The organism is Actinospineispora eucalypti, from assembly GCF_039543365.1.
Lineage (GTDB): Bacteria > Actinomycetota > Actinomycetes > Mycobacteriales > Pseudonocardiaceae > Pseudonocardia > Pseudonocardia eucalypti.
This window is the reverse complement of record NZ_BAABJP010000001.1, coordinates 420,138-439,658: the sequence shown is the minus strand read 5'-3', so window position 1 is coordinate 439,658 and position 19,521 is coordinate 420,138. Positions and strand designations below refer to the sequence as shown.

22 protein-coding genes are annotated in these 19,521 nt (G+C 71.5%); 10 read left to right on the top strand and 12 right to left on the bottom strand.

Annotation, left to right across the window (positions count from 1 at the left end; translation table 11 throughout):
• Positions 1-48 precede the first annotated feature (48 nt).
• Positions 49-651, top strand: a complete 603-nt coding sequence (locus ABEB12_RS02130) for a helix-turn-helix domain-containing protein (protein WP_185061075.1) — start codon at positions 49-51, stop codon at positions 649-651.
• The gene (gene cutA / locus ABEB12_RS02125; protein WP_185058680.1) at positions 641-985 is read left to right on the top strand and encodes a divalent cation tolerance protein CutA; all 345 of its coding nucleotides are present in this window, start codon (positions 641-643) and stop codon (positions 983-985) included. The genes ABEB12_RS02130 and cutA overlap by 11 nt, the downstream gene beginning before the upstream one ends.
• A gap of 841 nt (positions 986-1,826) precedes the next feature.
• Here the strand turns inward: cutA and ABEB12_RS02120 are convergent.
• The 3 genes from ABEB12_RS02120 to ABEB12_RS02110 form a co-directional block, all read right to left on the bottom strand.
• Positions 1,827-2,309, bottom strand: a complete 483-nt coding sequence (locus tag ABEB12_RS02120) for a hypothetical protein (protein ID WP_185058679.1) — start codon at positions 2,307-2,309, stop codon at positions 1,827-1,829.
• Positions 2,310-2,396: 87 nt separating this feature from the next.
• Complete coding sequence (locus tag ABEB12_RS02115) at positions 2,397-2,984, bottom strand: dihydrofolate reductase family protein (RefSeq protein WP_185058678.1); 588 nt, start codon at positions 2,982-2,984, stop codon at positions 2,397-2,399.
• A 52-nt stretch (positions 2,985-3,036) separates the two neighbouring features.
• Positions 3,037-3,939 (bottom strand): LLM class flavin-dependent oxidoreductase, encoded by a 903-nt coding sequence (locus tag ABEB12_RS02110; protein WP_185058677.1) that lies wholly within the window; start codon positions 3,937-3,939, stop codon positions 3,037-3,039.
• 226 nt (positions 3,940-4,165) lie between these two features.
• Here ABEB12_RS02110 and ABEB12_RS02105 point away from each other — a divergent pair, with 226 nt between their 5' ends.
• Positions 4,166-5,038, top strand: coding sequence for a putative 2OG-Fe(II) oxygenase (locus ABEB12_RS02105; protein WP_185058676.1), 873 nt, complete (start codon positions 4,166-4,168; stop codon positions 5,036-5,038).
• A gap of 262 nt (positions 5,039-5,300) precedes the next feature.
• Entirely contained in the window at positions 5,301-5,819 is a 519-nt protein-coding gene (locus ABEB12_RS02100) for a L,D-transpeptidase family protein (RefSeq protein WP_185058675.1), read from the top strand.
• Positions 5,820-5,871: 52 nt separating this feature from the next.
• Here ABEB12_RS02100 and ABEB12_RS02095 read toward each other — a convergent pair whose 3' ends face one another.
• Positions 5,872-6,702, bottom strand: coding sequence for a hypothetical protein (locus ABEB12_RS02095; RefSeq protein ID WP_185058674.1), 831 nt, complete (start codon positions 6,700-6,702; stop codon positions 5,872-5,874).
• A 379-nt stretch (positions 6,703-7,081) separates the two neighbouring features.
• On the opposite strand from ABEB12_RS02095, the gene ABEB12_RS02090 reads away from it, so the two are divergent.
• A complete protein-coding gene (locus ABEB12_RS02090) occupies positions 7,082-7,240 on the top strand; it encodes a hypothetical protein (RefSeq protein ID WP_185058673.1) in 159 nt (52 codons plus the stop codon).
• A 3-nt stretch (positions 7,241-7,243) separates the two neighbouring features.
• Here the strand turns inward: ABEB12_RS02090 and ABEB12_RS02085 are convergent, their stop codons facing one another.
• Complete coding sequence (locus ABEB12_RS02085) at positions 7,244-7,741, bottom strand: hypothetical protein (protein ID WP_185058672.1); 498 nt, start codon at positions 7,739-7,741, stop codon at positions 7,244-7,246.
• Between the two features lie 108 nt (positions 7,742-7,849).
• Here ABEB12_RS02085 and ABEB12_RS02080 point away from each other — a divergent pair, with 108 nt between their 5' ends.
• Positions 7,850-9,079 (top strand): histidine kinase, encoded by a 1,230-nt coding sequence (locus ABEB12_RS02080; RefSeq protein ID WP_185058671.1) that lies wholly within the window; start codon positions 7,850-7,852, stop codon positions 9,077-9,079.
• Complete coding sequence (locus tag ABEB12_RS02075; RefSeq protein WP_185058670.1) at positions 9,076-9,723, top strand: response regulator; 648 nt, start codon at positions 9,076-9,078, stop codon at positions 9,721-9,723. The genes ABEB12_RS02080 and ABEB12_RS02075 overlap by 4 nt, the downstream gene beginning before the upstream one ends.
• On the opposite strand, the gene ABEB12_RS02070 is transcribed toward ABEB12_RS02075, so the two are convergent.
• Genes ABEB12_RS02070 through ABEB12_RS02055 form a run of 4 tightly spaced genes read right to left on the bottom strand, consistent with a single transcriptional unit; the run spans position 9,724 to position 12,650 of the window.
• Positions 9,724-10,140 carry a pyridoxamine 5'-phosphate oxidase family protein gene (locus tag ABEB12_RS02070; RefSeq protein WP_185058669.1) on the bottom strand — a complete coding sequence of 139 codons (417 nt, stop codon included), beginning with the start codon at positions 10,138-10,140 and terminating at the stop codon, positions 9,724-9,726.
• A 9-nt stretch (positions 10,141-10,149) separates the two neighbouring features.
• Positions 10,150-10,749 carry a TetR family transcriptional regulator gene (locus ABEB12_RS02065; protein ID WP_185058668.1) on the bottom strand — a complete coding sequence of 200 codons (600 nt, stop codon included), beginning with the start codon at positions 10,747-10,749 and terminating at the stop codon, positions 10,150-10,152.
• A 1-nt stretch (position 10,750) separates the two neighbouring features.
• Positions 10,751-11,617: an NAD(P)-binding domain-containing protein gene (locus ABEB12_RS02060; protein WP_185058667.1), complete on the bottom strand. Its 867-nt coding sequence runs from the start codon at positions 11,615-11,617 to the stop codon at positions 10,751-10,753.
• A 40-nt stretch (positions 11,618-11,657) separates the two neighbouring features.
• Positions 11,658-12,650: an EamA family transporter gene (locus ABEB12_RS02055; protein ID WP_185058666.1), complete on the bottom strand. Its 993-nt coding sequence runs from the start codon at positions 12,648-12,650 to the stop codon at positions 11,658-11,660.
• Positions 12,651-12,675: 25 nt separating this feature from the next.
• On the opposite strand from ABEB12_RS02055, the gene ABEB12_RS02050 reads away from it, so the two are divergent.
• A complete protein-coding gene (locus ABEB12_RS02050) occupies positions 12,676-13,197 on the top strand; it encodes a CGNR zinc finger domain-containing protein (protein ID WP_185058665.1) in 522 nt (173 codons plus the stop codon).
• 29 nt (positions 13,198-13,226) lie between these two features.
• On the opposite strand, the gene ABEB12_RS02045 is transcribed toward ABEB12_RS02050, so the two are convergent.
• Together ABEB12_RS02045 and ABEB12_RS02040 are read right to left on the bottom strand one after the other, a co-directional pair.
• On the bottom strand, positions 13,227-14,309 hold the full coding sequence (locus tag ABEB12_RS02045) for a 3-deoxy-7-phosphoheptulonate synthase (RefSeq protein ID WP_185058664.1): 1,083 nt from the start codon (positions 14,307-14,309) through the stop codon (positions 13,227-13,229).
• A 165-nt stretch (positions 14,310-14,474) separates the two neighbouring features.
• Positions 14,475-15,368, bottom strand: a complete 894-nt coding sequence (locus ABEB12_RS02040) for an alpha/beta fold hydrolase (protein ID WP_345702490.1) — start codon at positions 15,366-15,368, stop codon at positions 14,475-14,477.
• Between the two features lie 80 nt (positions 15,369-15,448).
• Here ABEB12_RS02040 and ABEB12_RS02035 point away from each other — a divergent pair, with 80 nt between their 5' ends.
• The gene (locus ABEB12_RS02035; RefSeq protein WP_185058663.1) at positions 15,449-16,096 is read left to right on the top strand and encodes a TetR/AcrR family transcriptional regulator C-terminal domain-containing protein; all 648 of its coding nucleotides are present in this window, start codon (positions 15,449-15,451) and stop codon (positions 16,094-16,096) included.
• 142 nt (positions 16,097-16,238) lie between these two features.
• Here the strand turns inward: ABEB12_RS02035 and ABEB12_RS02030 are convergent, their stop codons facing one another.
• A complete protein-coding gene (locus tag ABEB12_RS02030) occupies positions 16,239-17,564 on the bottom strand; it encodes an AarF/UbiB family protein (RefSeq protein WP_185058662.1) in 1,326 nt (441 codons plus the stop codon).
• An 87-nt stretch (positions 17,565-17,651) separates the two neighbouring features.
• Between ABEB12_RS02030 and ABEB12_RS02025 the strand changes: the two genes are divergently transcribed.
• Complete coding sequence (locus tag ABEB12_RS02025) at positions 17,652-19,508, top strand: prolyl oligopeptidase family serine peptidase (protein WP_185058661.1); 1,857 nt, start codon at positions 17,652-17,654, stop codon at positions 19,506-19,508.
• The last annotated feature ends 13 nt before the right edge of the window (positions 19,509-19,521 follow it).

Sequence of the window (19,521 nt, the reverse complement as noted above, 5' to 3'; positions counted from 1 at the left end):
GTCCGGTTGTCAAGGACTAAGAAGTCCTGCGACAATGTCCAGGTGGACATGGCAGAAGTGATGCGCAAGCGACGTGCCGAACTGGGCATGTCGCAGGCCGACCTCGCGCGGGAGGCAGAGATCGGCGTGCGCCAGATCCGCCGCTACGAGGCCGGCGAACAACAGCCCGTGCTGTCAGTAGCCGTGTCGATCGCGCGCGCCCTCAAGATCTCGGTCGGTGAACTTGCCGGCACAACCTCCGACCGCATGGACCTGACCGGCGACTGGTACGCCGGATGGCAGACCTGGCGTGACAGCGAGGAGGCCATCGCCGTTCAAGGAGTGCGGCTGTCCCAGCGGGGTGACCAGATCGAAGTCCGAACGCACACGCGCGGCCTGTCCGAGGAACGAGGCGGCTACCACTGGCACGGTGAGTTTCGCCTCTGGGACAACGAGGTGCTTCTCGGCTGGTACGCCTCGGACGACGCATCCGTCCGGTCCAAGGGCACCATGTACTTCGTCCTGCACCCGCACGGCATCCACATGCGTGGCCGATGGGTCGGCCTCGGCTACGACGGCAAGATCATGACCGGTTGGGGCAGCATGGCGCGTGACGAGGAAGGCACCCGTGCCGTGATCCAGGAGCTGAAGGCGTCCGCCGATGCCCAGTGAGGATGTCCCGGTCGAAGTCGTCATCACAGCGCCTGACCATGAGTGGATGCGACGCCTGATCGGGACCCTCGTTCGAGAACGTCTGTGCGCCGCCGGCCACCTGCAGCCCTTTGAGACGGTCTACCGCTGGCGGGGCGAGATATTCGAGAAGGCCGAGACGCGCGGCACCCTCTACACCCGTGCCAGCCTCGTCCAGCGGATCACGGAGCGCGTGCGCCAGGAGCACCCCTACGAGGTGCCGCACGTGACGGCCGTGCCGCTCACCGCCGGGAACCCCGACTACCTCGCGTGGATCATCGCCGAGACCGACGACGGACCCGCGATCACGCGGTGAGGACTTTCTCTACTTGTTCAAGGCGGCGCCGTCGGCGCCGCTGCCGGCCCATCCCCTGAGGCAGCCCTCTACGTGCGCCCGGCGCGTGCGGCCTGCCGGCCGGTCACCGGGCTGCCACCTCGCGGCCGGCGACCACAACACAGCCACGAACAGTTCAAAGATCCAAAGCATGCCCTCGCCGGGCGGGCAGGTCTCCGGGATGGCACGGAAGGGCGTGCGGGCGGCGGGAACGAGGTGGGCGCGACCGGTGCCATCCCGCCGACCTCCCAGGGGGCTATCAGACCGTGCAACGGGGGCAAGCCTGGCATAATCGGCCGCCGGTACGAGGCGTTGTTGCCCCCGCCGCACGGCCTGATCGGGCGTTGCCAGGTCGACGGGATGACACCTCGGGACGGCGCGTGTGGTGGGTGACCAACTGCGTGACAATCGCCCGGTCCGAGACTGGACCAGCCCGGACGCCTACGGACGCCGAAAGCTCTCTGACCAGCACGTTTGGCCTGGTTGGGACGATCCGCGCATACCTTCGGGACGAAGAGGCCGTGGGTTCGAATCCCGCCACCCCGACCACCGAAAATCCTGGTCAGGCCCGGTATCCCCGTGTGGGTGCCGGGCCTGACTGGTTTCTCCGGGACTAAGCGCCCTCCGGCGCGGCCTGGCGGTTGATGAAGTTTCCCAGCTCGTTGGTCTGCAGCACCCAGAACGCGGTGAAACCGGCGATGCCGACGGTCTCCAGCCAGAAGATGACGTCGAGCAGGTCACGCAGCAGGAAGAAGATGCTCGTTGCGGGTGTTGCCGGTGATGCGCGGTATGCGCGATGTGTTACGTCACATTTTGCCGGCCGTCATCCGGAATGCGGACCCTGCTCGGCCAGCACGGCACGGCTCGCGTCGGCGCTGCGCCTGGCCATCCGCCCACCCCACCGGGTCATCGCCGGAAGCAGCAGGAACACGATGGCCGCCATGAAGTACAGATAGGCCGTCGTCCCGCCGATCATCAGGCCGCCCGCGATGTGGATCGCCGCGACCAGCCACCACAGCCAGCGCAACCGGTTCGCGCCGCTGGCCACGACGACGGCGACCCGCTCGCCGCGCTCGATGGCGAACGCGGCCAGCCGGGGATCGCGCACCGGCTTGCCCCAGCTGTTGGCCCAGTAGATTGTCCACCGGTCACCCCAGCTCAGGGTCTTCGCGGTGCGCTTCCAGGTCGCCCAGTCGCCGTCCCGGTACGGCCCGCGCCAGACCAGCTTGCGGAGCAGCAGGCCGATGGGCACGGCGACAATCAGGATCGCGACGACCAGGACCAGTGCGAGAAAGACGGGGTCCATGAGCTGCCTCCGTGGACATGGATCTGACGCGGACGCCTGGACCGACCCAACCAGCCACGTCCCGGTTGGGGTCCCGGGCCCGACCGACTAGGCCGGGCGGTAGGTGCAGATCAGGACGCCGGTGGCGGCGGTGACCGAGGAGACCAGTTCCAGGCGCCGCGCGTCGCCGTCGTGGGGGAAGATCCGCTTGCCGCCGCCGAGCAGGATCGGTTCGATCATCAGCCGGTACTCGTCGACCAGGCCGTGCGCCACCAGCTGGGCGGCCAGCGAGGGGCTGCCCATCACCTGCAACCCGCCGCCGTCGCGGGAACGCAGCTCGCTGATGGCGCCGATCGCGTCGTCGGCGGGCAGCAGGGTCGAGCCGTTCCAGTCCAGGTCGGCCGGCCGCAAGGTACGAGAAGCCACGTACTTGGGCAGCGAGTTCATCCGGTCGGCGAACGGGCCGCCGGCGCGGCCGGGCCAGGCGTCGGCCATGGTCCGCCAGGTGCGCCGGCCGAACAGCAGCGCCTCGGTCGCGCCGAGCACCTCGTCGATCGCCGGCCCCATGGTGTCCAGGTCGAAGTAGGGCATCGACCAGCCGCCGTGCGCGAACCCGCCGTCGGTGTCCTCCTCCGGGCCGCCGGGTGCCTGCACAACACCGTCCAGGCTCATGAACTCACTGATCACGATTCGCATCGGTTTCTCCTCAGCTCGGGGTCACGGAGTAGACCAGACGCCCTCCGGAAACTCATCGGGCGGCCAGCCGCTCCCGCAGCTCGCGCGCGGCCGGCGGGTAGCCGGTGAGGCCGGTCGAGGCGAACCGCACCAGCACGTGCGATGCGCCGGCCGCCACATAGGAACCGATCCAGTCGGCGGCGCTGGAGAGCGTGCCCGCGTGGCAGGCCTGGATCCGGGACATCACCGAGGCCGGCTGGCCGTAGTAGGCGGTCATGTACTCGTCCAGGGCGCCGGCCGCGCGCGCCGGGTCGTCGTCCACCGCGACCGTCACGTACGCGGCCGCGACCAGCGCACCGGGATCCCGCCCGGCCGCGGCGGCCGCGCCCCGTACCGATGCCAGGCCGCGCGCGTAGTGCTCCGGGGTCGGGCTGAACGGCATCCAGCCGTCGAACCGCTCGCCGGTCAGCGCCAGCATCCGGGGTCCCTGCGCGCCCAGCCACAGCGGCGGCCCCTCCGGCCGGACCGGCCCGGGCCGCACCTCGCCCTTCCACAGCTCGCGCCAGCGGGCCACCGTGTCCATCAGGTCGCCGACCCGGCGGCCGCTGGGGCGGTCCACGGCGGCCAGTTCGGCGTGCGTGCCGGGCACGTCCGCGCCCGGGGCCAGGCCGACCACCAGCCGCCCGCCGGCCAGCCGGTCCAGGGTGGCCAGGCCGTGCGCCAGGGTCAGCGGGTGGCGCAGCAGCGGCAGCAGCACCGCCGTGCCCAGCCGGACCCGCCGGGTGCGGGCGGCCAGCGCGGCCAGCACCAACAGCGGGTCGGGGCGCGGCCGGGCCAGCGGCGACTCGCCCACCCACACCGAGTCGAACCCGTCCCGCTCGGCCCGCTCGGCGGCGTCGAGCAACCCGTCCATCTCGCCGCCGCCCCACATCACGACCTCGCGCGACGGCAGCACCAGCCCTATATCGGCATCCATGCCCCCGAGCATCCACCAACCGGTCCGGCACATCGATTACCCGGGGAGTAAAACCTGTTTGAAGTTGATCTCTGTGCGGACACGATGGGTAGCCTTACCCCGCCGCCAGGGCCGGCGCGGGAAGTGAGATCCTGGAAGCCGCTGGAGTTCAATCCAGCCCCATAACAAGAAATGGACGCTTGTCGTGAGCATCGACGAAATCCACACACCCCAGGCGGGTGGATCGGTGTCCGAGCCCCCCCTCGGCCAGACCCAGATCGGCACCACCCCGGTCTACGCCCACGTCTGGGAAGACGCGGCCGAACTGAACGCGAAGCTGCGGGAGATCGTCCTGCACCGCGCCGCCACCACCCCCGGCCTGCAGAAATCGCAGTGCGGCGGCTGGCAGTCCGAGCGCAACCTCCAGCTCTGGGGCGACCCGGCCATCGACGAGCTGCTCGACCGGATGCGCGCCATGGTCAAGTCGGTGGTCCGCGCCACCGTGCAGAACCCGGGCGACGACCTGCTCGAGGGCTGGGACATCGAGGCGTGGGCCAACGTCAACCAGCTCGGTGACACGGTGACCACCCACGTGCACTCCGGCGGGGTCAACATGTGGGCCGCCGTCTACTACGTGGACTGTGGCGAGGACGAGAACGCGATCAACTCCGGGTTCACCCGGTTCCTCGACATGAGCGGCATCCCGCGCCCGGTGTCCAACAAGGTGCAGGCCGCCGCCAGCACGCTCAGCTCGCGCGGCGAGGACGGCAAGGCCAACTGCACCGAGCCGGAGCGCACCGGTGAGTACGACCTGGAGTCGGCACCGATCCCCGGCAAGATGATCATCTTCCCGGCCACCCTGCCGCACTACGTGACCCCGTACCTGGGCAACCAGAAGCGCATCACCATCGCGCTGAACCTGCGGCACACCAAGTTCGTGGTCACCGACTTCGAGAACCACTTCTCCCGGCGCCGGCAGATGTGGCGCAACTACCGCGGCCTGATGATGGCGATGTACAGCGTCAAGAAGGTCGTCCGGGAGAACCTGGCCAAGTACGTCCCGGTGGACAAGTGGCCGACCCGCCTCAAGCGCTCACTGCTCGGCGGCGGCGGAATCTGATCCTCCCCCTGCGTGCTCGGCGGCCCCTCATTCACGCCGCCGAGCACGCACGAATGGGTGAACCTTACTCTAATAGAGCAACGCTCGGTGACGACTCGCAGTGATGCGGGGGTCGCCGACTGTTATCGTCCCTGGACTGGGTAAGGTTCCCTCGACTTAGGCGTGATCGCGCTAAGCCGGGAGGGACTGGCAGATGACTCAGACGGCGTATTGCGGCGGTCGCCGCGTTGTTCGCCCACGTGGCCTAGCCGCCACCCTGGCCATGGCCGTCGTGCTCGCCGGCCTCGCCATGGCGAACCCGGGGACCGCGCAGGCGCAGTCCTCCCGCGTGCCCGGCACCCCGTGCAACAAGGGCACGGTGGCCTGCGTGGCGCTGGGCAAGGACGGCTTCAACGCCACCACCTGGTTCATCAAGGGCGACAAGGTGCTGCGCGGCCCGATGGCCTCCTCCTCCGGCGGCCCGGGCAAGGACACCCCGACCGGCACCTGGAAGGTCATCTCCAAGGACATCGACCACGTCAGCTCGGAGACGGTGACCAACGGCCGTCCCTCGGCGATGCCCTACTCGGTGTTCTTCAGCTCCTCCGGCTACGCCTTCCACGGCGGCGGCACGGTGGACAAGCGCACCGCCGGCTGCATCCGGCTGGGCAACGGCGACGCCTCCTGGTTCTACGAGCACATCAACATCGGCGACTCGGTGCAGGTCGTGCAGGGCGACGGCAACTACAACGACGACAAGCCGAAGTCCAAGAAGGACAAGGGCGGCCTGCTCGGCCTCTAGCGCGGAACGCGCTTGCCGAGCGCGCGCCCGGTTAGGCGCGCGGGCGACACTTCTAAGCGGCTACCGGCTCCTTCGCCGCGCGGCGCTGCTCGGCTCGGTAGTCGTAGTGACCGGTGGCGATCGTGCACATCCACACGATCAAGAAGCACAGCCCGACGGAGAACGCCGAGGCGAGCAGCACCACCGGCCGGCCGGGTTCGGTGTTGAGCACGGTGAACATCGGCCAGCCGGCGCCCCAGTAGGCGGCGGAGACGCCGATCGGCACGATCAGCACCACGTTCAGCACCCGCCAGCCGGTGAGGTACGGCGCCAGCACGTAGACCAGCGTGCCGGCGGCCATGCAGCAGGCGCCGCCGACGAACGGCCACCACACCGGGTAGCCGAACATGCGCAGCCCATGGTCGCCGTAGTAGTGCCACAGGCCGAGCTGGATGGCCGGCGGCTCCAGCGCGAGCGCGCTGCCCACCTCGATCGCGTACAGCGTCCAGATCTTGGAAGCCGGGCCGTTCTTTTGCATCCAGCGATACCGCATCGCGGCGTTCAGCCCGAAGTACCAGCCAACCACGAACAGGATCATCAGCGGCACGTCCCGGCCCCAGGCGGAGAGGATGTCCGGCTGGTGGTGGATCGGCCACCAGACCTGCAGGTGGGAGTCGATCAGCGGCTCCAGGAAGATGGTCAGGGTGCCGCCGGCCATGCACATCAGCGGGATCAGCGTCTTACCCCGCCGCCCGGCGACCGCCGCGTAGACCACCGAGCCGACGAACACCAGCACGTTCGCCGCGAAGAACAGGTACTCGGAGAGCTCGCCGCCCACCCGCAGGTCCCACGGCGGCTCCGGCGCGATCGGTGGGTTGACGCTCAACAGGTCGAGCAGCAGCATCGCGAACTCCCTGCGCCGGAGGTTTGGAGCACTCCAGCGAAGCGGGCGCACACTTCTTTAGTCAAGTGGAACGCGGCCGCCTGACGGGCTCGGAAGCCGCCCTCACGTCCTGATGATCATGGACTGAGGGCGAACTCAGGCGCCCGGCGCCCCTCGATCGGCCCGAAGAAAGCGTCCGTTCGGACTCCGCATCGCCGAGATCTACCTGAGCGGGGTTCGATCATGGTCGGCACCCCGATCAGGTAGATGTCGGCGGGGATCGCACCCGCGACGGCGACGGATTTGTTTCGAACCAGCCACGACCGGGGGAAAGATCACCCACGACCCTTTGTTCGGGCGAATACTCCTGATCATCCCTCGAGAGGAAGGTGTCCCGAAGATGCTCGCAGCCGTCGCCGCTCTGCTTTTCCTCATCGCATTGATCCTCGACCTGGCCAGCGTCGCGTACTCAAACGCCCTGGTCATCGCCGGATTGTTGTGCATGGCCCTGTCCATGGCCGGGGTGGGTGGGGGAGCGCCGAGATTCATGCGGCGTTGACGCTCAGGCGCGCCGCCCCGGTGCGGGCTCGGACCGGGGCGGCGCGCCCGAAGCGTCCAGTGCGGACAGAAGGGAAACCACCTCGACCGGCCGCAGGAGCATCAGGCGCAACCGGTTCCGGTCGTGCCACACCAGCACCAGGGCGAGCAGCGTGTAGCCCAGCACGAAGTACTTCACCATCGGGAAGTCGAACGCGAAGTCCATCACCGTGATGTTCAGCCTCACCGCGAACAGCGCGGCCGCGCCCAGCGTCGCGGTCCTCGGGTGCAGCAGCATGAGCGCCGGGACCAGCTCGAACAGGCCGGTGAACCGGCCGTACACCGGCGAGTAGCCGAAGAACGCCCACACCATCCCGGTGCCGCTGGCGGTCTGCTTGGTCATCGCCCAGTCGCCGTAGTAGTACTGGCCGCCGAACAGCTTGATCGACCCATACATGACGAAGACGGCGGCCAGGAAGATCCTTGTCCCGATCAGCCCTCGGGACACCAGCTTTGCGTTCATGCCTCCGAGCTTGAGGCCGGCGCGGCGCCGGGGTGATCGGCCAACCGGTCGGACCGGGTCCTCCCTGGGGAGGAGGTATCAAATATGCGAGCGGGCTACCTTGGGCGGGTGCGATTGAAGCTGCGGGCACCGGTCGTCGGGTACGGCTGGGTCCGGCTGCTGCCGCTGCTCGGGGTGGTCGGCGCGCTGGCATTGCTGCACGTCCCGCAGCTGCGGCCGACCGGCCAGGATTGGGCGGTGGCGCTGCTCGCGGCGGCGGGGATCCTGCTCGGCGGGCGGTTCCCGCTGGCCGTGTCGCTGGGCGAGAGCGCGCTGTTCGCGTACTGCGGGCTGGTCGCCGACCCCCAGCAGCCGGACATCGGCTCCGGCCTGGTGCGGCTGATGGCCTGCGTCGCGCTCGGCGAGCTGGCCTACCGGCGGCGCCGGCCGTGGCAGCTGTGGCTGGGTGCGGCGGCGGTGACCACGGCCAGCGCGCTGAGCCCGTACCAGCTCTACCCGGCGGCGGCGAACGTGATGATGGTGATCACCGACGTGGGCCTGCCGGTGCTGCTCGGGTCGTTCCTGCGCTCCCGCACCGAGCTGGCCCGGGTGGCCGAGCAGCGCGCGGTGGAGTCGGAGCGGACCCGGGGCTGGGAGGTCGCGGCGGCGCGTACCTCCGAGCGGGCGGCGATCGCCCGCGAGCTGCACGACGTGGTGGCGCACCACGTGGCGTCCATCGTGCTGCGCGCCGGGGTGGCCAGGCACGTGGCGCGGGACGGCGATCCGCGCCTGGTCGAGGCGCTGGACGACGTGCACGCGATCGGCGGCGAGGCGCTCACCGACCTGCGCCGGCTGGTCGGCCTGCTGCGGGACCCGGACAGCGTGACCGACCCCGGCCTGCTCGCCGCCACCGACCTGGACGCCGCGCTGACCGGCGTGCTGGACCGCACCCGCCAGGCCGGCGTACGGGTGGAAGCCACCCTGGACGGCGACGCGCTGCGCGAGCTGGGCACCATGCACCGGCACGCCGTGTTGCGCGTGGTGCAGGAGGGACTGACCAACGTGATCAAACACGCCGGCCCGGGTGCGGCCGCCTCGGTGGCCGCCCGGCGCACCGGCTCCGACGCCCTGCTCGTCGAGGTGACCGACGGCGGCCCGACCCACCCGCAGCCGCCATCGGAACCGGGCCACGGGCTGACCGTCATGCGCGAACGGGTCGAGCTGCTCGGCGGCGCGCTGCGGGCCGGGCCGCGCGAGGACGGGCGAGGCGGGTGGGCGCTGCGCGCGGAACTGCCCGGCGCCCTCGCGGCGGCATCGCCGGCCGCCGCGTCCCCGGCCGCCTCCCCGGCCGAGCGATGATCCGCACGCTGCTGGTGGACGACCAGCGCCTGGTTCGCGCCGGCCTGCGCATGCTGTGCGAGGCCAGCGCGGACGTGCAGGTGGTCGGCGAGGCGCAGGACGGCCAGCAGGCGATCACCATGGTGGACCGGCTGGTGCCGGACGTGGTGCTGATGGACCTGCGGATGCCCGGCGTGGACGGCATCACCGCCACCCAGCGCATCCTGGCCGGCCGGCCCACCACCCGGATCGTGGTGCTGACCACCTTCGACGACGACGAACACCTGTACCCGGCGCTGGCCGCCGGGGCCTGCGGGTTCCTGGCCAAGGACACCGCCCCGGAGACCCTGCTGGACGGGGTCCGCCGGGCCGCCGCCGGGGACAGCCCGTTCAGCCCGGACGTGCTGCGCCGGGTGGTGTCCCGCGCGGTGGCCAGCGCCCCCGGCGGCCACGGCCGGCCGGCGGTCACCCTGACCGAGCGGGAGCGGGACGTGCTGGCCCTGCTGGCCAGCGGCTACTCCAACGCGGAGATCGGCCAGCGGCTGTACATCGGGGTCACCACGGTGAAGACCCACGTGGCCAACCTGATGGCCAAGACCCAGAGCCGCAACCGGGTACAGCTCGCCCTGGCCGCCGGGCGTTTGGGCATTGCCGACGCGGATTGATCACCCCTCGTAGCGGGCGACCTTGTCCGGGGTGATCACGATGCGCACCAGGTCGGAGACCAGCCACTGGTCGACCACGGCCTTCAGGTCCGGGTTGCCCATGTCCCAGTAGCGCGCGGCCAGCCGGGCGGCCAGGTCACCGGCGCCGTCCTCCTCGATGGTCGCCCGCCCGGTGACCGAGACCCAGTGCTCCGGCTCGCCGACCGCGTTGGCCGCGAGCAGCGCCGCGCGCGGGTCGGCGCGGAACCGGCGCACCTTCAGCGCGTCCGCCCCGGAGAACAGCTGCACCCCGCCCTCCGGGGTGGCCTCGAACCAGACCGGCCGGTTCACCGGCCAGTCCGCCGGGTCCCGCCCGGGAATGCTCAAAATGCCTAGCCTCGGGGTGGCCAGGAACTTGCGGTCTTCGTCGGTCAGCACCGGTTCTCCTTATGGTTGTGCCCCGGCCGAGGCGCGGACCAGCCCCTCGGCCAGCGTGGTCAGGTCGATGTCGGCGAACGCGGAGCCGCCGACCGCGAGCAGCTGCAGCACCATGCCGTCGTTCAGCGCCATGGTCAGCCGGGCCAGCTTGTCCAGGTCGACATCGGTCTCCCCCGGGCGGGCGGCGGCCCGGAAGATGTCGATCAGGCCGTCGAAGTAGGCCCGGTACTCGCGGGCGGCGGCACCTTCGTGCCCGGTGGCGTGCAGTTTCCACTGGGTGAGCGCGTACAGGGCGCTCTGCAGGTCCGGGTCGGCCGAGGTCCACTCCTGGAAGATCTCCAGGAACGCCCGCACGGCCGCCGCCAGCCCGGCGCCCGGCGGGGCGCCCCGATCGCAGACCAGCTGGTAGGTGCACGCCACGGCGTGCTCGAGTACCGCCGCGAACAGCTCCTCCTTGTCCCGGAAGCTGTAGTGCAGGCTGGCCAGCGGCGCGCCGGCCTCGTCGGCGATGCGCCGGGTGGTCGCCCGGCCCACCCCCTCCCGGCTGATCACCCGGACGGCCGCCTCGATGAGCTGGGTCCGCCGTTCGCTGGTCGGTACGTGCGCCACGTCAGGCCGCGGTCCCTTCGGTGAACATCTGGACGAGCCGGGCGATGTCGTCCGACCCGTGACCACCTTCCCGGGCGCGGTGCAGGTAGTCCAGCATCACCTGGTGGAACCGGGTGTCGGCGCCGCTGGCCTCGGCGGTCCGCCGGCCGGTGTCCAGCCCGTTCACGTAGGTGTCCAGGGTGGCCTCCGTGGTGGTCATGTCGCCGGTGGCCAACTTGTCCGCGACATCGGCCATGGCGGCCGGGAAGGACCGCAGGGCCGCGCTCCCGATCGACGCGAAGTCCTTCACCTCGAGCCCGGCGCGGGTGGCCAGCCCGGCGCCCACGCTGAAGCCGAACAGGATGCCGTAGAACATGGTGATCACGGCGGCATCCAGCAGGTTGGCCGCGCCGATCTCCTCGCGCAGGTGGACCGGCGTGGCGCCGAGGTCGCGCAGCACGTCGGCGTGGCGGTCGAACAGCTCGCGCGGGCCGCTGTAGTAGATCGACGCGTTCCCGGTGCCGATCATGCTGGGGTAGGCGGCGATCAGCCCGTCCAGGTACGCGGCGCCCCGCCCGGTCACCACCTTCTCCAGCCCGACGGCGTCCTCCGGCGTCCCGGTGGTGATCTGCACGATCACCGCGCCGGCCGGCACGTCGGCCAGCAGCGCCTCGGAGTCGGGGTAGTTGCTGATGCACAGCACGGTGACCGGGCTGGCCGCCATCGCCTCGGCCGGCGTCCCGGCCCAATTCGCGCCCTGCTCCAGGAGGGCGTCCGCGCGGCTCCTGGTCCGGTTCCACAGCGTGACCCGGTGCCCGGCCTTGACCAGTTGGGCGGCCAGCGCTTGCCCCATCGCACCCAGTCCGATCAGGCTGATCGCTTCGCTCATTCGCCCTCGCCCCTTTCGGCCAAGCGACCTAGTCATTTGACTAGGTCTGATGACCAGAGTGCGTGAGGGCGCGGCGTTTGTCAAAGGCCGGACCCACCACGGCCGGCTTCGCCGGGGCACGCTTGGCCGCGGCCACCGCCAGGACACCGGCGAGCATGATCGCCGCCCCGGCCGCCTGGACCCCGGTCAGCCGTTCGCCGAGCAGCGCGTAGGCCAGCACCGACCCGGCGACCACCTCGAGGCTCAGCAGCAGGCTGGCCGTGGTCGGCGGGAGCAGCCGCTGGGCGGTCACGCCGAGCAGCACGCCGCCGGCCATGCCGACCAGCCCCACCCACGCGACCAGCACGAACACCGGCACGACGGCGCCGCTGAGCGTGACCCGCTCGGTCAGCACGTGCACCGGGAAGGGCGCCGCCGCGCCGGCCGCCAGGGCGGCGACGGCCGAGGTGGCGACGGCCGCGGCCGCGGTCCCCCAGGCGGCCATCACCAGCGGGTCGTACCGGCGCAGACCCCGTTCCACCACGAGGAACCGCCCGGCCAGGGTGACCGCGGCGAGCAGCCCCAGCCCGACCCCGAGCCCGTCCAGCGCGAACCCGGACCACACCTTGCCCAGCAGCCCGAGCCCGAGCACCGTGGTCGCCGCGCCCACCCAGACCAGCCCGGACACCGGTTGCCGGCGGACCAGCCGCACCCACCCGGCGACTAGCACCGGGGCGAGGTACTCGAGCAGCAGCGCCACGCCGACCGGCAACCGGGACAGCGACATGGTGAACACCACCTGGTTGGCCGCGATGCTCACCCCGCCGTACATCGCGATCAGCCACCAGTCCCTCGGATGCACCCGCATCCGTCCCTGGCGCAGCACCAACGTGCAGGCCAGCAGCGCCAGCGCGCCGACGGCGGTGCGCGCCTGAATGATGTTGATCGCGGACAGCCCGCCGGCGCCGCCGAGGGTCTTCAACGCCGGCGCGGCGCCGCCCATCGCGCAGGCCGCCCCGATCGCCAGGCCGATTCCGGTCCACCTTGTACCCATGCCGACAGCCTGATGTAATGATCTAGTGCAGTTCAACCCTTACGGGGGCTCGGCGGCCCGGTTGGCCTCGGAGCTGGTCAACGCCGGCCCGGAAGCCCGAGCACCCGCCTTCGAGGAGATCCTGGACCGCCTGGACTACCAGCCCCGGCGGGCCGTCCGGCCGGACGACGCCGCCTCGCTGGTCGAGTGGGCCGGACGGCTGCGCGAGGTCTTCCGGGAAGCCACCGTGCCCGGCCGGGTCGCCCTGGTGAACACGCTGCTCGGCGGCGTCGCGGCCGCGCCGTACATTTCCCAGCACGACGGCCGCGCGCCGCACTTCCACTACGCCGAGGTGGACGCGCCGCTGGTCGAACGGGTCAAGGCCTACACGGCGGCCGGCCTGGCCCACGCGATCTGCGAGGACCCGAACCGGATCGGCGGCTGCGCCCGCCCCGGCTGCCCGGTGGTCTACGTGGACACCTCCCGCAACGGGCGCAGGCGATACTGCTCGACCCGCTGTGCGAACCGCACCCACGTGGCCGACCACCGGGCCCGGCGCCGCGCCTGACCCGGGGTCAGCGGCGCGCGCGAACCGGGTCAGCGGCGCGCGCGGACCGCCAGGGCCAGCCGTTCCAGCAACGCCGAAGTGGTGGTCCAGTCCATGCAGGCGTCGGTGATCGACTGGCCGTGGCACAGCTCCTCGGACCGGCCCAGGGTCAGCTCCTGCCGGCCGGCGACCAGGAAGCTCTCCAGCATCAGGCCCATGATGCCGCGCTCGCCGTCGGCGATCCGCTCCGCGAGCTCGCCGACCACCTCGGCCTGGCGGACGTGGTTCTTGCCGCTGTTGCCGTGGCTGGCGTCCACGCTCACCCGGGGGGCCAGCCCGCCGGCGTCCAGCCGGGTGAGCGCGTCGGCCACGTGGGCCGGCGAGTAGTTCGGGCCGCCGGCGCCGCCGCGCAGGATGACGTGGCAGTCCGGGTTGCCGGTGGTGCTGATCAGTGCGGCCAGGCCGTCGGCGTTGATGCCGCAGAACACGTGCGGGGCGGCCGCCGCGCGCACCCCGTCGACGGCGGTCTGCACGTCGCCGTCGGTGGAGTTCTTGATCCCGACCGGCATGGACAGCGCGCTGCACAGTTGCCGGTGCACCTGGCTGGCCGCCGTGCGCGCGCCGATCGCTCCCCAGCTCACCGCGTCGGCGAGGAACTGCGGGATGATCGGGTCGAGGAACTCGCAGCCCACCGGGAGACCCAGCTCGGACACGTCCAGCAGCAGGGCGCGGGCCAGCCGGAGGCCCTTGTTCACCGCGTAGCTGCCGTCCAGGTCCGGGTCGTTGATCAGGCCCTTCCAGCCCAGCGTGGTGCGCGGCTTCTCGAAGTAGACCCGCATCACCACGCGCAGCTCGTCGCCGAACCGCTCCGCGTCGGCGGCCAACAGCGCGGCGTACTCGAGCGCCGCCGCCCGGTCGTGGATCGAGCACGGGCCGACCACCACGATCAGCCGGTCGTCCACGCCACCGACGATGTCCGCGACCTCGCCGCGGAACCGCTCGATCCGCCGCCCGGTATGCGCAGGCAGCGGGTGCTCCTGGCGCAACAGGGCGGGCGAGATCAACGGGCTGATCTTGGCGGTGCGCTTGCCGTCCAGTTGGACTTGGTCAAGCTGGTCGGATGTGACCGTCATGATTTACAGGGCTCCCTCTCCGCGGGCCGCCCCGAAATGCGTCGAGCCGGCTCTCGTCAGCGTCCGGCTCGGGTGTGGTGGTGGTTTTGTCAGCGCGCGCGGTCGCGGGCTGGCCCACCCCGGGCCGGCCAGCTAAACCAGAAATAGCGCTGCACGCATGCGAGACTACCCGACCCCGGCTGCGCGCAGGAATGTGAGCTGGTCGGCGACCATCCGGTCGCGCAGCTCACCGTGGTAGACCTGGAAGTGGTCGCCCGGGTAATGCCTGATCTCGGCGCGGGGCGCGCGGGCAGCGGCGAGCGGCACGCCGGCCGGGTCGATCAGGTTCTCGTGGTCGCTCACGCAGACCAGAAGCGGGCAGCTCACCCCCGGCAGGTCGGCCTCGGCGTGGTAGCGCAGCATGTCCAGCGCGGCGGCGGCCGGTACCCGGTTGTCGAACGTGGACCCCTCACCGACCAGCGAGTTCCATCCCTCCAGCGCGCCCGGCGCGGTGACGAACGCCCGCTCGCCGGGGCGTCCAACGATCTTCAGGTAGCGGCGCGGTCGGCGCAGCGCGGCGCGCGCCAGGTCGTCCAGGATCGGGCCGGTGAAGCCGAGCAGCGCGCGCGGGCCGGCGGCCAGCGCGATCTTCCGGCCGGAGAACACCGGGCACTGCACGACGGCCGCCGCCAGCTCGGGGTGCTTGGCCGCCGTGGCCACCACGTGGCTGGCCCCGAACGAGGTTCCCCACAGGGCGATCCTCCTCCGATCGAGCTCCGGACGGTTGCGGACGAAGGCGAGCGCGGACTCGACGTCCTCCAGGTAGCGGCGCGGGCTCATCAGGCCCCGGGGTTCGCCGTCCGACCCACCGAGGTGGCGGAACTCGAAGGCCAGCACGGCCAGCCCGGCCTGGGAGAACGCCCGCTCGTACGCCGGCAGGCCCATGTCGTGGGTGGCCCCGCCGCCGTGCACCAGCAGCACCACCGGGTGCGGCTTCTCGTGGTTTTCCGGCCGGGTCAGCCAAGCGGCGCAGTGCTCGCCCCGATCGCCGGACGGGATGCGGAACTGGGTCTGGATCACCGGGATCTCCTTCGTTCAAGTACTGTGTACGTAAACAGCAGTACATCACGTACCTTGTACGCAATCAAGGAGGATCCGCCGTGCCCGCGCCGAGAAGGTTCACCCCCGAGGCGCTCCGCGACGCCGCACTGGCCATCGTGGACGCCGACGGCCTGGACGCGCTGACCATGCGCGCGCTGGCCGGCCGCCTGGGCACCGGCGCAATGACGATCTACAACTACGTGGACGGCCGGGACGGACTGAACGCGCTGGTCGCGGCGGCGGTGCTGGCCGACGCGCCGGCGTTCCCGCCGACCGGGCGGGCGGACTGGGCCGGGGAGGTGCGATCACTGGCCGAGTGGCTGTGGCGGGCGGTCCGGGCGCACCCCAACGCCATCCCACTGCTGCTCAACCGGCGCACCACCGACGAGTCGACCATGGCCTACGCCGAGGCGCTGCTGGGCGCGCTGCGCCGCTCCGGGCGATCCGGGTTCGCGCTGCTCGCCGCGTTCCGCGCGGTCACCGGTTTCGTCACCGGGTTCGCCCAGGCCCGCCTGGTCGCCGAGGGTGACCCGGACCCGGCGCTGGCGCACGCCCTCACGCTCCCCGCCGAGCGCTACCCCGGCCTACGCGAGATCGCCGAAGCCACCACCGCCACCACCCGCGACGCCGAGTTCACCGCAGCCCTCGACCTGATCCTCACCGCCCTGCGCGTGAGCACGCCTGATTCAGTGGGTTCAGCACAGTGATTCAGTCACTTGAGCAGGGTGGTTCAGTGGGTTCAGCACGGTGATTCAGTCACTTCAGCACGGCGGGCGCCTGCGGAAACGACTGAATCACACTGCTGAACCCACTGAATCACCATGCTGAAGGCACTGAATCGGGGGGTTGTTAGTCGGCGAAGCCGGGGAGCCAGCGTTCTACGATCTCGCGCGAGGCGACGGTGCAGTCGATTTGCGAGCAGATGGCCATCCAGCCACCGACCACCCGGATCGCCATCAGGTACTGCGGCGGCAGGCTCATCGAGCGGCCGGTGCGGAAGTCGCGGCCGCCCAGGTTGAGCAGCCGGCCGCCCTCGTTCTGCATGAAGTCGCGGTGGTAGCGGAACTTCTCGGTGCGCACCGGGCCGCCCAGCGCGCCGATGTAGTGCAGCACGTCCTCGGCGGTGACCTTGTCCTCGCGGCCGACGAAGCCCTCCCGGATGAGCAGCTCGAGCATCTCCTCGCCGCGCTCGTCGGCGGCGAACCGGATGATCCGGCCCAGCGGGCGGGGAATGCCGTCCGGGTAGGGAGCGCAGGCGCCGAAGTCCAGCACGCCCAGCCGCCCGTCCGGCAGGATCCGGTAGTTGCCGTGGTGGGGGTCGGCGTGCAGCAGGCCCACCCGGGTCGGCGAGGAGAACATCAGCTCCTGCACGGTGTAGCCCAGCCAGTCGCGCAACTGCTGCTCCTGAGCGTCGCGCACCGGGTTGTGCGCGTACACGGACAGCGAGGTGCCCTCGATCCATTCGGTGACCAGCACCTTCGGCGCGGAGGCCACCACCCGGGGGACGCACACCTTCTCATCCCCGGCGAATGCCTTGCCGAACGCGCGCTGGTGATCCGCCTCCAGCCGGTAGTCCAGCTCCTCGGCCATCCGGTCGGTCAGCTCGTCCAGCAGCGCGCGCACGTCCGCGCCCGGCACCATCAGCTGGATCATCCGGGAGAACCGGCGCAGCTGGCGCAGGTCCGAGAGCAGCGCCTGGTCCGCGCCCGGGTACTGCACCTTGACCGCCACCTCGCGGCCGTCGTGCCAGATCGCCTTGTGCACCTGGCCGATGCTGGCCGCGCGCGCGTCGTCCGCGTCGAACTCGGCGAACCGCTCGGGCCAGCGGGAACCCAGCTGTTCGGCCAGCTGCCGGTGCACGTCCTTCTTGGGCATCGCCGGGGCGTTGGCCTGCAGCTTGGTCAGCGCCTCCTGGTACGGCTCGGCCAGCTCCACCGGGATGGCCGCCTCGTAGACCGACAGCGCCTGGCCCAGCTTCATGGCCCCGCCCTTGAGCTCGCCCAACACGGCGAACAGCTGGTCGGCGTTGCGCATCGCCAGGTCGGCGGCGACCTCGGCCCGGTCCGCCCCGGCGATCCGGCGAGCCCATCCGGCCGCGGTGCGACCGGCGAAACCAACGGGGATCGAGGAGAGCTTTGCCGTCCGCGCGGCGGCGCGCCTGGGCGGTTCCGTCATGAGATCAATGTAACTCAGTTATAGCGCAACAGCGAGACTGGCGCGTTGATTTGTCGCAGCCCCCCACCGCTTTGGCAGGATCGTGCCGTGACCGCCCACCCCCCGGCCCGCGTGCCGCAAACGCTGTTCGACGACCCGGCCGCCGAGCGGCGCTGGCGGGCGCGGTTCCTCGCCCCTCGGATGTCGCTGCCGGAGTGGGCACTCGAGGCGCCCCAGCGCTGCGTCTACCAGTCGAACGTGAGCGGCACCTGGGAGATTTACGCCTGGGACCGGGAGTCCGGGGTGCACCGGCAGGTCACCGACCGGCCCAACGGCACGCACAGCGCCACGATCAGCCCGGACGGCGCACGGCTGTGGTGGTTCGCGGACACCGACGGCGACGAGTTCGGCCGCTGGGTGAGCGAGCCGTTCGACGCCGACGGCGCCGCGCAACCCGCCGTCACGCTCCCCGAGGGCGCCGAGCCCGACGCGCTGGACGGCTACTCCGCCGGGCTGGCGATCGGCTCGCGGGTGGTCGCGCTGGGCACCGCCACCGACGACGGCACCAGGATCTGGCTGAGCCGGGCCGGCGGCCCGGCCGAGCTGGTGTACGAGCACGCCGAGGACGCCGGCGTCGGCGCGCTGTCCCACGACGAGACGCTGCTGGCCATCTCCCACTCCGAGCACGGTGACTCCCGGCACCCCGCGCTGCGCGCGCTGCGGATCACGCCGTCCGGGACCGAGGTGCTCGCCGAACTGGCCGACGGGCCGGGACGCGGGCTGGTGCCGCTGGAGTTCCCCGAGCGGGAAGGGGACAGCCGGCTGCTGGTCGGGCACGAGCGCCGGGGCCGCGACGAGCTGCTCATCTGGGACCTGGCCACCGGCGAGCAGCACCAGCTGGACATCGACCTGCCCGGCGACCTGGCCGGCGGGTTCTACCCGGACGGGCGGGCGCTGCTGGTCGCGCACACCCACGCGGCGCGAACCACCCTGCACCGCTACGACCTGGACACCGGCTCGTTGACGGCGCTGCCGACCGCGCCCGGCTGCGTCGGCGCGGCCAGCGTGCGGCCGGACGGGACCGTGGAGTACGGCTGCTCGTCGGCGGCGCACCCGCCGTCGGTGCGCGCGCTCTCGGTGGCCGGAGTGGACGCCGAGCTGCTGCGCCCGCCGGGGGAACGCGCGCCGGACTCGGTGCCCGTGGAGGACGTCTGGGTGGACGGGCCGGGCGGGCGGATCCACGCACTGATCGCCTCCCCGAGCGGGGAGAAACCCCACCCGGCGGTGTTCGTGCTGCACGGCGGGCCGCACGCGGCCGACGAGGACCGGTTCTCCGCCGTGCGCGCGGCCTGGGTGGACGCCGGGTTCGTGGTGGTTGAGGTCAACTACCGGGGTTCCACCGGCTACGGCTCGGCCTGGCGGGACGCCATCGAGGGCAAACCCGGCCACACCGAACTGGCCGACGTGGCCGCCGTGCACGCGTGGTGCGTCGCGTCCGGGCTGGTGGACCCGGCGCGCTGCGTGGTGAACGGCTGGTCCTGGGGCGGCTACCTGACCCTGCTGGCCCTGGGCACCCAGCCGGAGGTGTGGGCGGCCGGCGTGGCCGGGGTGCCGGTGGCCGACTACCTGACCGCGTACGCGGACGAGATGGAGCAGTTGCGCGCGTTCGACCGCGCACTGTTCGGCGGCTCGCCGGACGAGCTGCCGGAGCTGTACCGGCTCGCGTCGCCGCTCAGCTACGTGGACAACGTGCGCGCGCCGCTGCTGGTGCTGGCCGGGGAGAACGACCCGCGCTGCCCGATCCGGCAGGTGGACAACTACCTGGACGCGCTGGCTTCACGGGGGGCCGACTACCAGGTGCTTCGGTTCGATGCCGGGCACGGGTCGCTGGTGGTGGCCGAGGCGATCAGGCACACGGCGGCGGAGATTGGCTTTGCGCAGCGTGCGCTGCGCAAAGCCCCGTGAGTGGCGAGTGTGG

Excerpts from the sequence above, each read along its gene's own strand:
- ABEB12_RS02060 (WP_185058667.1), bottom strand. The coding sequence starts at position 11,617 with ATGAGCGAAGCGATCAGCCTGATCGGACTGGGTGCGATGGGGCAAGCG.
- cutA (WP_185058680.1), top strand. The coding sequence starts at position 641 with ATGCCCAGTGAGGATGTCCCGGTCGAAGTCGTCATCACAGCGCCTGAC.
- ABEB12_RS02075 (WP_185058670.1), top strand. The coding sequence starts at position 9,076 with ATGATCCGCACGCTGCTGGTGGACGACCAGCGCCTGGTTCGCGCCGGC.
- ABEB12_RS02115 (WP_185058678.1), bottom strand. The coding sequence starts at position 2,984 with ATGCGAATCGTGATCAGTGAGTTCATGAGCCTGGACGGTGTTGTGCAG.
- ABEB12_RS02085 (WP_185058672.1), bottom strand. The coding sequence starts at position 7,741 with ATGAACGCAAAGCTGGTGTCCCGAGGGCTGATCGGGACAAGGATCTTC.
- ABEB12_RS02055 (WP_185058666.1), bottom strand. The coding sequence starts at position 12,650 with ATGGGTACAAGGTGGACCGGAATCGGCCTGGCGATCGGGGCGGCCTGC.
- ABEB12_RS02095 (WP_185058674.1), bottom strand. The coding sequence starts at position 6,702 with ATGCTGCTGCTCGACCTGTTGAGCGTCAACCCACCGATCGCGCCGGAG.
- ABEB12_RS02100 (WP_185058675.1), top strand. The coding sequence starts at position 5,301 with ATGGCCGTCGTGCTCGCCGGCCTCGCCATGGCGAACCCGGGGACCGCG.
- ABEB12_RS02130 (WP_185061075.1), top strand. The coding sequence starts at position 49 with ATGGCAGAAGTGATGCGCAAGCGACGTGCCGAACTGGGCATGTCGCAG.
- ABEB12_RS02090 (WP_185058673.1), top strand. The coding sequence starts at position 7,082 with ATGCTCGCAGCCGTCGCCGCTCTGCTTTTCCTCATCGCATTGATCCTC.
- ABEB12_RS02120 (WP_185058679.1), bottom strand. The coding sequence starts at position 2,309 with ATGGACCCCGTCTTTCTCGCACTGGTCCTGGTCGTCGCGATCCTGATT.
- ABEB12_RS02030 (WP_185058662.1), bottom strand. The coding sequence starts at position 17,564 with ATGACGGAACCGCCCAGGCGCGCCGCCGCGCGGACGGCAAAGCTCTCC.
- ABEB12_RS02045 (WP_185058664.1), bottom strand. The coding sequence starts at position 14,309 with ATGACGGTCACATCCGACCAGCTTGACCAAGTCCAACTGGACGGCAAG.
- ABEB12_RS02110 (WP_185058677.1), bottom strand. The coding sequence starts at position 3,939 with ATGGATGCCGATATAGGGCTGGTGCTGCCGTCGCGCGAGGTCGTGATG.